The organism is Kribbella sp. NPDC023855, from assembly GCF_040639475.1.
Lineage (GTDB): Bacteria > Actinomycetota > Actinomycetes > Propionibacteriales > Kribbellaceae > Kribbella.
Genome location: NZ_JBFAAA010000001.1, coordinates 445,372 through 458,762, shown reverse-complemented (window position 1 = coordinate 458,762; position 13,391 = coordinate 445,372). Strand labels below are relative to the sequence as shown.

Genomic DNA, 13,391 nt, shown 5'->3' with positions numbered 1-13,391 from the left:
CCAGGGGCGCCCGCCAGTCTGATCGAACTGGCCGGTGCCGATCGTCGCTAGTTGTCTGCAGGTGCCGTGCTCGAGCCGGCGCTCTGCCAGACAGACAGCGTCACCGACAACGTCACCTCAACAGGATCAGCCAGTACTGCGATGCGCTCCGTCAACTCGGCCTTGGCCGTGTGCCGCGCGCTAGGTGTCATCGCTACCAGCCGCTCAACCGCCGCATGGTCCAGCCGCATCGCGACCTCCACGACTTCGCTACCGGTCCGCACGAACGACCCAGCCAGCGAAGCGGTCAGCCGCTGCTCCTTCTCCTCATCCACCCGAACCAACCCCAGTACTTCGACCAGCTCGGTCAGGTGGGTCTGGTTGGGAGTCACCACCAGCAGCGAACCGCCGGGCGCGAGTATCCGCGCCATCTCCTGCGCGTTCCGAGGCGCGAACACATTCAGCACCAACGCCGCAGCCTGATCCCGCACCGGCAGTTCACGCCAGGCATCACAAACCACGGCCCCAATCCGCCCCGGCTCCACCCGAGCCGCCCGCCGCGCCGCATACCGCGACACATCCAACGCAAGCCCCCACCGCCCCCGCCCGCCCCCAACAACCCCCGCCAGGTAATACCCAGTCCCAGCCCCCACCTCCACCACCAGCCCACCACCCAAGGCGGCGCCCTCAGCGTGCTTGTGCGCAAGAGCCTTGGCGCTTGCAGTGGTTAGCGCGTCGCGGATCGGGGTGTAGTAGCCGGCCGAGAGGAAGGCGTCGCGGGCTTCGATCATTGCGGCTGAGTCGCCCTCGATGCCGGTCGAGGCCGAGGGCAACAAGTTGAGGTAGCCCTGCTTGGCGAGGTCGAAAGCGTGCCGGCGCGGGCAGACCGCAGTACGGGCTGTCAGGGACAGGGCGTCACCGCAGACCGGACAGCGCAGTACGGAGACCAGGTCGGGGTGCACACCCCGGAGACTACCTAGTACCGCGCCTTGAAAGGCTTGCGCATCATGCGCCTGACCTCCGAGACGTCGTCCGACGGCGTTCGCCAACAGCTCTTCACTCTTGGCGAGCTGCCCGGCGTGCTGTGGACGCCCGAAGGTGCCGCCGGTACTCGCCCGCTGATCTTCATGGGACACGGCGGAGGCGAGCACAAGCTGGCTCCCGGCATGGTCGCCCGTGCACGTCGCTTCGTGGTCGAGCGCGGATTTGCGGCGGTGGCGGTTGATGTGCGCGGTCACGGCGAACGACCGAGGGACGCGGAGTTCGACCGGCTCGCGACCAAGGAGCAGGCTCTGGTGTCAGCGGGGAAAGAGACGGCTCCCCTGCTTGCCGACTTCCAGACGCTCATCGCTCAGCCGACTGTGACGGAATGGCAAGCGGTCCTCGACGCCGTCCAGCAATTCGAGCACGTCGGCGCCGGTCCGGTCGGCTACTGGGGGCTGTCGCTCGGGTGCGGACTCGGTGTGCCGTTCGTCGCCGCCGAGCCCCGAGTCCGCGCGGCGGTGCTGGGCCTGTTCGGGGCACTCGCCTCGGCCGAGGACGCCGCGCGCATCACCGTCCCGGTGGAGTTCCTGATCCAGTGGGACGACGACCGCGTGCCACGCCACGAAAGCCTGGCCCTATTCAACGCCTTCACCTCACCCGAAAAGACTCTCCACGCCAACCCCGGCAACCACGCAGAGATCCCGCATTACGAGCTAGACAGCACCCTCAGCTTCCTCACCCGCCACCTCACCTGACACCGCTGCCGTTAGCTGGCGACAACCTCGCGCGGGTTAGCCGTTGATGTCTCGGCTGGTTAGGCGGGCCCAGGCGGCGGCGTAGAAGATGGCTAGGTAGGCGGCTTGGACCAGGAGGTTGCGGACGATCGCGTCCCAGTACGGCGGGTCGCGGAGCAGGTCGGCGAATGAGGGCCAGCCGTACATCAGCAGCCACGGGTGGATCTCGTCGATCTGCGGGATCGCGCCGAGGATGCCGAACACGATGAACGCGCCGAACGTCGCCGCCATCGCCGCGAGCGGAGTCGACGTCAGCGACGAGACGAACAGTCCGACGCCCGCGAGTCCGAGCAGCGACAAGGCGACCAGGATCGCGATCCCGAACGCGCGCAGCAACCCGTCGGCCAGCGACACCGTCGTCCCCGACAGCAGCACCACATCGCCGACGGGGAACAGCACCACGCCCGCGATGAGCCCGGAAAGCCAGATCGTCAGCGTCGCGGCCAGGCAGAACACGACCAGCGCGACCAGCTTCGCCGCGAGCAGCCGGGATCGTCCGGCCGGCGCGGTCAGCATGTTCCGCAGGGTGCCGAGACTCGCCTCGCCCGCCAGCGACTCCCCCGCCACGACCGTGACGGCGGTAGGCAGGAAGAACGGCAACGACAACGCGAGGCTCGCCACGACGAGGAAGAACCCGTTACCTGCGACCTGACCGATGAACCCTTCGCCGCCCTCAGCTCCGGACAACCTGATCGCGACACCGACCAGCACCGGTACGCCGGCCAGCACCGCGAGAGTCACCCAGGTCCGCGCGCGGCCGAAGACGAGGTGCAGCTCGGAGGCGAACAGCGCGATCGTGTGCCGCCCCGCGGTCGGCCGCCGGGCACCTTGAGCGCTCACGTTGGCCAGATCGCGTCGATCAGCAGTTTCACTCAGCGACATCGAAACCCTCCCCGGTCAGCGCCACGAACGCATCCTCCAGGCTGGGATGCTCGACCCCGAACCCGTGGATCCGGACGTCCGCAGCGACCAGCGCAGCGGCGAGCTTGTCGATCGGCAGCTCCCCTGGATCGCCGTCGACAACTTCTTCCAGCGTCCGTACGTCGGTCAGTCCGAGGCTGGTCAATGTCGTCGCGGCCCGCTCGAGGTCGGGTGTCCGGACGACGAGCCGCGGCCGCAGCTCGGAACGGAGCTCGGCCATCGTCGACTGCCGGACGATCCGGCCGCGACTCATCACGGCGGCGTGCGTGCAGAGCTGCTCGACCTCGGCGAGCAGGTGGGTGGAGGTGAAGATCGTCGTACCGTCGGCGGCGAGCTCGCGAATCAGCGAACGAACCTCGCGGGTGCCCTGGGGGTCGAGGCCGTTGGTCGGCTCGTCCAGTACGAGGAGGTCGCGGCGTTGCATCAGCGCGACGGCGATCGCGAGTCGCTGGCGCATGCCGAGTGAGTAGGCGCGGACCTTCTTGCCTGCGGCGTTGGACAGGCCGACGCGTTCCAGGGCTTGGCCGGCGCGCAGCTTGCGCGTGCGCGGGTCGGCGGTGCGGTCGGCGGCGTCGAAGCGGAGAAGGTTGGCTTGTCCAGTCCAGAACGGGTAGAAGGCGGGTCCTTCGACCAACGCCCCCACCCGAGGCAGCACAGACAACTGAGCCTTGGGCATCGGCTCCCCCAGCAACTCCACTGAGCCCGACGTCGGCGTGATCAACCCGAGCAGCATCCGGATCGTAGTCGTCTTCCCTGACCCGTTAGGCCCGAGAAACCCGAAAATGCTCCCCGCCGGAACCTCCAGATCAATACTGTCCACCGCCACCTGCCCACCCCGAAACCGCTTAGTAAGCCCCCGCGTAACAATCGGCAACCCACCAACCCCCGCAACCGCAGGCAAACCCGCAACACCGGTCTTGGTGGGTGAGGACGCAGCGGACTGACCGGCCTCAGTGGACGAGAGCGGAGCGGACTCGCCGACCTCGGTGGACGCCGCCGGAGCCGACCCTCCGGCCGCGGGGGATGCGGAGGCAGCCGACGCATCAGGCTTTGCTGACGAGGGTGGAGTCGGCCCAGCAACCTCGCCCGATGCAGGCGGAGGTGGCTCGGTTGGCTGGGTGGAAGCGGAGGGGGGTGACCCGCTGGGGGTGGCGGGTGGGGTGGGGGGCACGGGGGGCACCGGGGTGGGGGTTAGCGGGGGGTTTTGGTGGCGGCTGATTGGAGGGTTTCGGGGGTTACCAGGCCGGCGAAGATTCGGCCGTCGGTGGTGATCAGGGCGTTGACCATCTTGGTGGAGATGATCTTGCCGGTGCCCCAGGTGCCCTGGACGGTCGGTGCCTTGGCCAGGAGTTGGTCGAGAGCCGGATTGCTCGGGGCCTTGCCGCGCAGTACGACGACGCTGTTCCAGCCCTCACCGATCACGGTCGGGTGGTCAGCGGACGGCTTCACGGGCTTCGGAGCACCGGGTTTCGGCGTGATCGGCGGGGTTTGCTTGCCCTCCACCTTCGACGGGACCTGCTTCTCCGTCACCTTCACACCCTTCGGCGGCGTGAACGCGAACGCGCTCGCCGGAGGCACGTCGAAGGAGACCGCCGAGAAGCCGAGCTGCACCGCCGGGTCCTTGCCGGTCCGCGGCATCACCGTCACCTGCAGCGGGATCCAGTTCTTCGCGTCGACCGCGAGCGTCACCGAGCCGACAGTGGTCTGATCCGTCTTCGGCACCAGCCGCAGCTTGTACGCGTCGCGTCCGGCCACCTTCTCCGTGCCGCTGACCTCGACCTTGGTCGACGGGTCGATCGCGGCCAGGAACTTCTTCGCCGCCGCTTGCGGATCGTAGGCCTGCTTCTCCGGCGCGATCTCCGGCTTGGCCGGGTGCGCCCTGTGCGCCGGCAGCGTCACCTTGGTCGCCTCACGCCGGGACGAGTCGTAGACCCACGCGGTCTTGCCGTCCGTGGTCAGCACGCGCTCGGCCATGTGGTCGAGCACCGAGACGCGAGCCTTGTCCGGCCCTGCGAACGCCACCCGCGCGGTGTGGTCACCGGTCAGCAGGTCGAGGAACTGGTTGACCTCGCCCTCCATCCCGGGCAGCGCCGGCAGGCCGAGATCGGTCGAGGACGTGACCGTGCCCGACAGGCCGTCCACCTTGGCCGTCTGGACTCGCGCCAGCAACTCCTGTGCGGTGATCTTCGGCAGGTCTGGAGACGCGTCCGCGACCATCGGCCCGAACGCCCCCACGCCTGCGACCACCGCAACTGCCGTAGCCGGAACCAACCACCGTCGACTGCGCTTCGCTGCTCCCATGTCTCCAAGACTCGCACCGCGCACCCGCCGAACCAAGGCGCTCGGGGTTCGTTCACCCAAAAGAGTGAGCATCGCCTACGACGCTCGCAGTACGTCCACAACCGGAGGTACTACGAGCGTCGGACTCCAAGAGGTCAGCGGCTCTGCAGCGCGTCCAGCGCCACCGTCATCGCCGCGGCCACCCGGAAATCGAGTCGCGAGTCCTGCACGCTGACCCGGTACCGGTCGCGCACCGAGATCTTGCGCTCGACCGACAGCACCGGCTGACCGGTGGCCCGGTCCTTGAAGTCGAAGTGGAAGATGAACGGCAACGGGATGTCGCCGACGACCGGGACGAACTGCCAGACCCGCCGGACGATCGCGATGGTCGGGTTCCGCTCGGCCCCGTCGGCCTCCAGGCCCGGGCCGGCCAGCTGCCAGCTGGACCGCAGCAGGCTCTTGCCGAACTCCTTCTTGAACCAGCCGATCGACTGACCGTTCGCATCGAAGACGTCGTACCCGGCGCCGAGGTCGAGCCGCTTGCGGGCCTTGAAGGAGAACACCGCCTGGCTCTTGGTGTCGTCGGCGTAGAAGGTGACCTCCTCCTTGATGGCCAGCCGCTTCTGCTGGGCGAACGCGAGCAGCTGCCCGTCGGTGCCGTCGGGGTTGGTGACGATGAGCTCGTACCTGTTCGCCATCATCGTGATCCGCTGCTTCATCGAGAAGGCGGGAACGTACATAGGCGCAGGGCCTTGAGGTGGGACGGTCATGCGGAGGAGTCTTTCATCTCCACCGGCTCATCCACCGCTGCCCCACAGGCCAGCGCCCCGAGCCGTACGCCGCGGGCCAGCCCCGCTGCCTCCGCGGAGTCCGATGCCAACTCCAGCTGGATCGAACCGACTCCTTGCAGTACGAGGTCACGCGCTAACTCCACGCCAAGTTCCACTGCCTCGTCCACTGTCCGCGCCGGCCGCCACAGCACCCCGAAGTCCGCTGCAGGCTGCTCACCACCGACCTGTACTACGAGCGCCTCCGCCGCCTCCAGGTACTCCGCAGCCGCGACCTCCGCCACGATCAACCGCACCGACTGCGTACCTACAGTCCGTACTACGCCCGCAGCCGCCGCAGCGTCGCCAGCGATCACAGCACCGGGCTCATCCCCCGGGAGACCGCGCTGGCCCCACGCCTCCTGATGCACGGCCCACGACAGCGGCCTCCGCGCAGCCCAGCCACTACGAACCAGCTCCGGCGCCGCAGCGAACTCCTCCACATGGCCAACACACAGGTAGCCCACCAGCTCCACGTGCGACGGCAGGTCCAGCACCGCAGCGACCTCACCCGGCTCGAAGAACGACACCCAGCCGACGCCAAGCCCCTCCGCACGCGCCGCCAGCCACAGGTTCTGGATGGCGATCGCCGCGGAGAACCAGGTGGTCCGCGGATCGGCATGGCGGCCCAGTACGTGCCGGCCGCCTCGTCCCGGGTCGCAGGTGACAGCGATGTTGAGTGGCGTCTCCAAGATCGCCTCGATCTTCAACCCGTCGAACGCATTGCGCCTATCAGCAGGCAGTGAAGCCGCGAACGCGTCCCGCTGGGCAGCAGCGAGGTCCCGGATCTTGCGACGAGTGGCGACGTCTCTGATCAGCACGAAGTCCCACGGCTGGCTCAACCCCACACTGGGCGCCCGATGCGCCGACTCCAGCACCCTGGTGAGCACATCGTCGGCAACAGGCGTAGGAAGGAATCCACGCCGCACATCACGCCGCTCGGCCACTACCCGGTGTACTACGTCCCGCTCCCCTACCGGGTACCCAGGAGCGGCTGTAGTCGCCGGGAGTCGGCCGACAGCGACAGTGGCCCGACCGGAAGCCTGCTTGGCCACTACGAGTTCGGCCCCGCTCAGCACCACGGCTCCCTCGGCCACACTCGCAGTACCGGCGAGGCGATCGACCTGGTCGCTTGGGGTCGGTACTGCTTGTTGGGCGAGCTCCTGCTTGGTTGCAGTGAGCAGTGATGCACCCAGTGAGGCCGCTAGTCGTTGCAGCCCTGGCTCTGTTTCTCTGCCCTCGACAGTGACCACATGAGTCACGTCCGCAGGGTCCAGCGCGCCCAGGGCCGAGTGCACGAGATCCCGCAGTTCCCGGTACGACGTACCGGAGCGCAGGCCGACGCCTAGGACGAGGCTCACTTCTCAAGCCCTGCGTGGATCCTGGCGGCCGCCACAAAGCGGGCCGGTACGTCGGGGGTAGCCGTCCAGTGCAGGTGGAGGTAGGAGGCGTGGATCTGTGAACGCGCGAAACCCTCCTGGCCGCCGGGCAGGTACCAAGCGGCCGGGACCTCGCTGTCGAACTCCACGGTCGTGCGGTGGAACTCATGTCCGTGCACTCGCCGGCCCTCGTCGAAGAGAGCTGTCGTCGACGCGGCGACGGCTGTGCGGTAGCCGAGCGTGAGGCGGCTGGTCATCTGCGCCTTGGCGGGGAGCACGCCGGTTAGTTGGTGGCCGTCGAGTTCGCGGCACAGGTAGAGCAGGCCGGCGCACTCGGCGACGACCGGCAGACCCGCCGCGACCTCGGCAGCGACCTGCTCGCGCAGGGCGACGTTGGCGGACAGTGCTTCGGCATGCAGCTCTGGGAAGCCACCACCAAGATAGAGTGCTGAAGTTGCCTCTGGCAACGACTCGTGCAGCGGGTCGAAGGTGACGACGTCCGCGCCGGCGGCGGTCAGAAGCTCGGCCGTCTCGGTGTAGCGGAAGGAAAAGACGGGACCGCCGGCCATCGCTATGACCGGGCGGCCTTCTTCTGCTGGGGCGACCTCAGCGGCCGGATCCCACGGGGTTACGTCGAGCGGTGCCGCTGCCCGCGCGGCGGCGACGAACGCCTCCAGATCGACACCCTGGCGAACCAACTCGGCGGCCGCATCGACTGCCGCCGAGGCTTGTTCCCGCTGCTCGTCGGCCGGCACGAGACCGAGGTGCCGACTCGGAACGGTCAGCCGGGTGTCCCGGCGCAGTACGCCGAGAACCGGTACGCCGGTCGGCGCGACGCCGGCCCGGACCTCGGCCTCGTGCCGGTCCGAACCGACCTTGTTGAGAATCACCCCGACGATCCGGACACCGGTGTCGAAGGCAACAAAACCCTGGACGACCGCGCCGACACTCCGGCCGGCCGCGGATGCGTCGACCACCAGGACAACTGGTGCCTGCAGCAACTTCGCGACGTGTGCCGTCGAGGAGAACCCTTCGGTGCCGAGGGCACCGTCGTACAGGCCCATCACCCCTTCGACCACGGCGATGTCGGCCCCGGCACAGCCATGGGCGAACAGCGGCGCGACCCGCTCCTCCCCCGACAACATCGGATCGAGGTTCCGCCCCGGACGCCCGGTCGCCACGGCGTGGAACCCGGGATCGATGTAGTCCGGCCCTACCTTGAACCCGGCCACGCCGTGCCCGGCGCGCCGCAACGCAGCCATCAACCCAACGGCGACAGTCGTCTTCCCAGCGCCCGACGAAGGCGCCGCCACCACAACCCGCGCAGTCACCTCGTCACCACTCGATGCCTTTCTGGCCCTTCTGGCCAGCGTCCATCGGATGCTTGACCTTGGTCATCTCGGTGACCAGGTCAGCGGCGTCGAGCAGCCGCTGGTCCGCGTTCCGGCCAGTGATCACGACGTACTGGTGGCCCGGGCGCGACGTCAGCGTCTCGACCACCTCGTCGACGTCGACCCAGCCCCACTTCATCGGGTAGGTGAACTCGTCCAGCACGTACAGATCGTGCGTCTCGGCGGCGATTCGGCGCTGGATCTCCCGCCAGCCCTCGACTGCGTCGGCGGCGTGGTCCTCCTCGGTGCCGGCCTTGCGCGACCAGCTCCAGCCCTCACCCATCTTGTGCCACTCGACCGGCCCGCCCTGACCTGTTGCCTCGTGCAACTGCCCGAGTGCCTTGAAGGCACTCTCCTCGCCGACCTTCCACTTCGCACTCTTGACGAACTGGAAGACGCCGATGTTCCAGCCCTGGTTCCAACCGCGCAGCGCCATCCCGAACGCCGCGGTCGACTTCCCCTTCATCTCCCCGGTGTGCACCATCAGCAGCGGCCGGTTCCGGCGCTGCCGGGTGGTCAGCCCGTCCTGCGGTACGACACTCGGCTGTCCCTGCGGCATCAGGCGGCGCTCCGATCGGTGACGGCGCGAACAAGATTGCCCGCGGCAACTTCTCCTAGGTCCAGGTACTCCGCGCCGAGGTCGGCGGCGAGCTCCGCGGCCAGCCCGAGCCGGACGCCACGACGCGGCTCGCAGTCGACCACGACCGACGCGATGCCCTGCTGAGCCAGCCATCCGGCGGCCTGCTTCGCCTTGGCGAACGCCTTGTCGCCGGCCGTCGCTCGGCCGTCCGTCACGAGCACCAGCAAGGGCCGCCGGCGCGGATCGCGGATCGCGGCGATCCGCAGTACATCGGAAGCCTTCAACAGGCCCTCCGCCAGCGGCGTGCGACCACCGGTCGGCAGAGACTCGAGCCGCCGTACTGCGGTTTCGACGCTGCCCGTCGGCGGAAGGGCAACGGTCGCGTCGGCTCCGGCGAAGGTGACCAGGCCGACTGTGTCGCGGCGCTGGTAGGCGTCGAGCAGGAGCGAGACGATCGCGGTCTTCACCTCGGTCATCCGCTTCTTCGTGCCCATCGAGCCGGAGGCGTCGACGCAGAAGAGGACGAGGTTGCTTTCCCGACCTTCGCGGACCGCGAGCCGTACGTCGGAGGAGCGGACGGCGAGACCGGGTCCTTTACGACCGCGACTGTGTTGGTGGGGAGCCGCGCTGCGGATGGTCGCCAGCAGGTGCGGGCGGCCCGATTCGCGACCGACGCGGGCGCGGTCGCCGACCACACGGCCGACCTCGGTCAGCGCTCTCGAACGCCGTCCGGCCACACCGGCTCCGGCGCCTTGCACGCTCAAAAGACGAGCCTTGTACGGCGTGGAGCTGGCGGCCACCTCACCCGTGGGCGCGGCACCGGAGTTGGCGTTCTCGCCCGGCTGCCCCGGGGTGCGGCCCGGCTCACCCTGGTCTGAATCGGTCGATGCGCTCGAGGCGTCGGGTCGGTTGTCGGCTGGGTCCGACGGATCGTCGGCGCCATCGTCGGTGTCTGTCGGTGGCGGCGTCTCGGGGCCATCGCCCTTGGAGCCGCCGTCCGGGCCGCCGTCGGAGCCGCCGCCTTCCGGGCCGCCGCCATCCGGGTCGTCGTCGGGGTCGGGGTCTGGCGGGGTGCTGTTCTGGATGGCTTGCTCGAGTTGGTCGTCGTCGAGGCCGGGAGCGTCGAAGGGGTTGCGGCGCTTGCGATGCGGCAGGGCGAGCTTCGCGGCGGCGCGGACGTCTTCCACCTCGACGACGGTCCGGCCCGACCAGGCGGCGTGGGCGACCGCAGTACGGGCTGTGACCAGGTCCGCGCGCATGCCGTCGACGTCGAACGAAGCGCAGATCTCGGCGATCTGGCGCAGCGCGGCGTCGGTGAGGATGACGTCGGAGAGGCGGGACTTGGCCTTGGCGATGCGCTCGGACAGTTCGGCCTGCGCACCGGAGTACTTGCTGATGAAGGCGATCGGGTCAGCCTCGTAGGCGAGACGGGCGCGCATCACCTCGACGCGGACGGCCGGGTCGCGGCTGGCGACCACGTCGACGGTCAGGCCGAAGCGGTCGAGTAGTTGCGGGCGGAGTTCGCCCTCTTCAGGGTTCATCGTGCCGACGAGCACGAAGCTCGCCGGGTGGGTGATCGAGACGCCGTCGCGCTCGACGGTCGCACGACCCATCGCGGCGGCGTCGAGGAGTACGTCGACCAGGTGGTCGTGCAGGAGGTTGACCTCGTCGACGTACAGGAGGCCGCGGTGCGCGGCCGCCAGCAGGCCGGGCTCGTAGACCGTGACGCCTTCAGAGAGTGCTCGCTCGAGATGCAATGACCCCAGAACACGATCCTCGGTAGCTCCCACCGGCAACTCGACCAGCCGAGCCGGTCGCGAAACCGCCTTCAGCTGTACGTCGCTGTCTGTTGGAGCGTGGGGCGCGTCGGGGCAGGTGAGGTCGGGGGCGGCGGGGTCGCAGGAGAAGCGACAGCCGTCGATTACCTCCACGGGCGGCAGGATCTCGGTGAGGGCGCGCACCGCGGTCGACTTAGCGGTCCCCTTCTCACCACGAATCAGCACGCCACCGATCGCCGGCGAAACCGCCGCGAGAATCAACGCCAGCTGAAGATCCCCCATCCCCACCACCGCAGTAAACGGAAACCCCATCCCCACCGCCCGACCGCCGGAAGAGCCGGACCCCGTCGCCACCGGCCGACCGCCGGCCGAGCTCGATCCCGTCCGCACCGGCCGGTTGCCGGACGAGCCGGAGTCCGTGGCCACCGGCGAACCGCTGGAGGAGCCAGACTCCGTGGTCAGGGGCGAACCGCCGGACGAGCCGGACTCCGTGGTCACCGGCGAACCGCCGGACGAGCCGGGCTCCGTGGTCACCGCGCGGTCGCTGGACGAGTCGGGATCCGTCGGCAGCGGACGGGCGTCGGGGGTGCTGGGATTTGTCGGAGCAGACCGCATGGGCGGTGGTTCCCTTCGTCCTGCGGGTGTCCACGCCCGCCTCGGCACTTGGCACGCCGGGCGCGCGGAGCGCTCCCTGACGGACGATCGCGGATGTCCTGGCTTCCGGACCTGAGCCCGGTCACAGTGGCGGGACCGCCCCGGAATCCAGCCCCGACAGGGCCGTCACCGGTGTTCCTCCACAACCGTCCCGGCGATCATTCCACACCACCCCCACCCCGGAAGCCCCCGGAGCAGGTGAGCGTCATCACCGGCGGGCACCCCGACGCCAAAGCAACCCACTGGCAACTCAGTTCCGCCACGCACACGAGGCCGACCCGGCGACCGGTGACGGCGCCGGAGTACGCGGACAACCCCGCCGGAGTACGCGAACACCCCACGCAAGCAGAACCCCGCCGTCAGAGCCCGACACACCGATGGCAACCAATTGCCACGCGGGTTACGCAAGCGAGGCAGTCCGCTCCATCCGAGGACGACGGCAGAGCGGTCCGCGCTCGCCTGACCCGCAGCGGCGGCGGGGCGATCGTCTAACTCACGGCGCCAGGCTGCGCCGCCCGCGCCCGTGCGGCGCCACCCGGGGCTGCCCCTTGGGCTTACTGCGAGGGGGTGGTGGCCGCCCACCCCCGGCTCACCCCACCCGGCCAGCGTGCCGCCCGGGTGGGTGCCCTCGGGTTGCCGGCACAGCCGGCTGCGGCCTTCTGGGGAGCCGCCTCGCTTGTTGCTCTTCAGTTGGTGGCTCGTGCGCGGTTGCTGCCGGGGGCGTCCGCTGTCGGGGTGGTGGGTGTTAGTTGGTGAAGGTGGCTGATAGGTGGGTGGCGGCTGAGGTGCCGGGGAGTTCTGTTACGCCGGTGAGGGGGGTGACGGTGATGTAGCCGTCGAGGAGGAGGGACTCGTCGGTGTCGGGTTCGGTGGGGGGTGGGAGGGTTCGCAGGGTGATGAGCTGGTCGCCGGTCGGGGTTGTTTCGAGGACCAGGCGGGAGCGTTCGTACGGCGCCAGGCGGGCCCAGCGGGCGCCTTTGAGTTCACTCACCGGTACGTCGGGCACGTTGACGTTGATCACCGTGCCGACCGGCTGCTCCCGGAGCCAGGTGAGCGCTTCCGCGGCGACGGCGCCCGCGGTTTCGAAGTACGAGGGATCCTCGGAGTCGATGCTGATCGCGAGCCCGGACAGCCCCTGGGTGGCGGCTGTCAGCGCGGCGGCGACTGTGCCGGAGTGGAGGATCGGGCCGATGTTGTGACCGTGGTTGATGCCGGACACGACGATGTCGGGTGACGGCCCGAAGGCGCCCAGCCGAGCCAGCGTCACCGCGATCCCCGGTGTCCCGTCGATGCCGACGAACCCGTTCTCGCCGACCTTCGACGCGATCCGCCGGCCGATCATCCGGGCTCGCGAAGACCCGACACCACTCTGGTCGTCCCAGGGCGCCACTACCTGTACTTCGTGGCCGGCCTCCTCGATGGCCGCGGCGAGCGCCTGGATACCCAGGGACTCGTAACCGTCGTCGTTCGTGACCAGGACTCGCAACTGTTCGGGCGCCATACCTCAACCCAATCACACCCCAGACACCCCGGCACCGACTCGCGCCGGCCCCGGACACCTCTGTACTGACTCGCGCCGCTCCAGACACCGGCGGCGGGTCAGCTCCCCGCCGTCATGAGAGCGACCACCGGGGCCCGGTGGTCGGCGCGCGGTAGCCCACCAACCCAGCAACTCCGAACAACCGGTCGCGATCGCGATGATGCGCAAGTCAACCCGTCAGGCTTCGAGCCCTGGGGCGTGGCGGATTCCTATGCCGCGGTTGCTGTCCCACCCCGCCCCGCTAGCCGTCTGGAGACTCGATGTCCGGATCCGGCCAACACTCA

Annotated in this window: 12 protein-coding genes and 1 riboswitch; of the genes, 2 read left to right on the top strand and 10 right to left on the bottom strand. The window is 69.2% G+C overall.

Annotation, left to right across the window (positions count from 1 at the left end):
• Positions 1 to 47: 47 nt before the first annotated feature.
• Positions 48 to 941: a putative RNA methyltransferase gene (locus AB0F51_RS02055; RefSeq protein WP_360272629.1), complete on the bottom strand. Its 894-nt coding sequence runs from the start codon at positions 939 to 941 to the stop codon at positions 48 to 50.
• 45 nt (positions 942 to 986) lie between these two features.
• On the opposite strand from AB0F51_RS02055, the gene AB0F51_RS02050 reads away from it, so the two are divergent.
• Positions 987 to 1,718 (top strand): alpha/beta hydrolase, encoded by a 732-nt coding sequence (locus AB0F51_RS02050; protein ID WP_360272626.1) that lies wholly within the window; start codon positions 987 to 989, stop codon positions 1,716 to 1,718.
• Between the two features lie 36 nt (positions 1,719 to 1,754).
• On the opposite strand, the gene AB0F51_RS02045 is transcribed toward AB0F51_RS02050, so the two are convergent.
• From AB0F51_RS02045 to AB0F51_RS02010, 8 genes are all read right to left on the bottom strand, one after another.
• Entirely contained in the window at positions 1,755 to 2,639 is an 885-nt protein-coding gene (locus tag AB0F51_RS02045; RefSeq protein WP_360272624.1) for an ABC transporter permease, read from the bottom strand.
• Entirely contained in the window at positions 2,626 to 3,498 is an 873-nt protein-coding gene (locus AB0F51_RS02040; RefSeq protein WP_360272621.1) for an ABC transporter ATP-binding protein, read from the bottom strand. The genes AB0F51_RS02045 and AB0F51_RS02040 overlap by 14 nt, the downstream gene beginning before the upstream one ends.
• Before the next feature lie 371 nt (positions 3,499 to 3,869).
• Positions 3,870 to 4,979 carry a hypothetical protein gene (locus tag AB0F51_RS02035; RefSeq protein ID WP_360272619.1) on the bottom strand — a complete coding sequence of 370 codons (1,110 nt, stop codon included), beginning with the start codon at positions 4,977 to 4,979 and terminating at the stop codon, positions 3,870 to 3,872.
• 134 nt (positions 4,980 to 5,113) lie between these two features.
• A complete protein-coding gene (locus tag AB0F51_RS02030) occupies positions 5,114 to 5,728 on the bottom strand; it encodes a hypothetical protein (protein WP_360272617.1) in 615 nt (204 codons plus the stop codon).
• Entirely contained in the window at positions 5,725 to 7,146 is a 1,422-nt protein-coding gene (bluB, locus tag AB0F51_RS02025) for a 5,6-dimethylbenzimidazole synthase (RefSeq protein ID WP_360272614.1), read from the bottom strand. The genes AB0F51_RS02030 and bluB overlap by 4 nt, the downstream gene beginning before the upstream one ends.
• Positions 7,143 to 8,495, bottom strand: coding sequence for a cobyrinate a,c-diamide synthase (locus AB0F51_RS02020; protein WP_360272612.1), 1,353 nt, complete (start codon positions 8,493 to 8,495; stop codon positions 7,143 to 7,145). Before AB0F51_RS02020 ends, bluB begins: the two co-directional genes overlap by 4 nt.
• 4 nt (positions 8,496 to 8,499) lie before the next feature.
• A complete protein-coding gene (gene cobO / locus AB0F51_RS02015) occupies positions 8,500 to 9,114 on the bottom strand; it encodes a cob(I)yrinic acid a,c-diamide adenosyltransferase (RefSeq protein WP_360272610.1) in 615 nt (204 codons plus the stop codon).
• On the bottom strand, positions 9,114 to 11,195 hold the full coding sequence (locus tag AB0F51_RS02010) for a magnesium chelatase subunit D family protein (RefSeq protein ID WP_360272608.1): 2,082 nt from the start codon (positions 11,193 to 11,195) through the stop codon (positions 9,114 to 9,116). The genes cobO and AB0F51_RS02010 overlap by 1 nt, the downstream gene beginning before the upstream one ends.
• Positions 11,196 to 11,367: 172 nt before the next feature.
• Between AB0F51_RS02010 and AB0F51_RS02005 the strand changes: the two genes are divergently transcribed.
• Positions 11,368 to 11,643 carry a hypothetical protein gene (locus tag AB0F51_RS02005; protein WP_360272605.1) on the top strand — a complete coding sequence of 92 codons (276 nt, stop codon included), beginning with the start codon at positions 11,368 to 11,370 and terminating at the stop codon, positions 11,641 to 11,643.
• Positions 11,599 to 11,742: riboswitch (cobalamin riboswitch) on the bottom strand. It overlaps the preceding gene by 45 nt.
• A gap of 570 nt (positions 11,743 to 12,312) precedes the next feature.
• Here the strand turns inward: AB0F51_RS02005 and surE are convergent.
• Entirely contained in the window at positions 12,313 to 13,068 is a 756-nt protein-coding gene (surE, locus tag AB0F51_RS02000) for a 5'/3'-nucleotidase SurE (protein WP_360272603.1), read from the bottom strand.
• Between the last annotated feature and the right edge of the window lie 323 nt (positions 13,069 to 13,391).

What these genes read in the sequence shown, in the direction of transcription:
- AB0F51_RS02050 (WP_360272626.1), top strand. Translation starts at nt 987, where the DNA reads ATGCGCCTGACCTCCGAGACGTCGTCCGACGGCGTTCGCCAACAGCTC.
- AB0F51_RS02045 (WP_360272624.1), bottom strand. Translation starts at nt 2,639, where the DNA reads ATGTCGCTGAGTGAAACTGCTGATCGACGCGATCTGGCCAACGTGAGC.
- AB0F51_RS02035 (WP_360272619.1), bottom strand. Translation starts at nt 4,979, where the DNA reads ATGGGAGCAGCGAAGCGCAGTCGACGGTGGTTGGTTCCGGCTACGGCA.
- AB0F51_RS02030 (WP_360272617.1), bottom strand. Translation starts at nt 5,728, where the DNA reads ATGACCGTCCCACCTCAAGGCCCTGCGCCTATGTACGTTCCCGCCTTC.
- cobO (WP_360272610.1), bottom strand. Translation starts at nt 9,114, where the DNA reads ATGCCGCAGGGACAGCCGAGTGTCGTACCGCAGGACGGGCTGACCACC.
- AB0F51_RS02010 (WP_360272608.1), bottom strand. Translation starts at nt 11,195, where the DNA reads ATGGGGGATCTTCAGCTGGCGTTGATTCTCGCGGCGGTTTCGCCGGCG.
- surE (WP_360272603.1), bottom strand. Translation starts at nt 13,068, where the DNA reads ATGGCGCCCGAACAGTTGCGAGTCCTGGTCACGAACGACGACGGTTAC.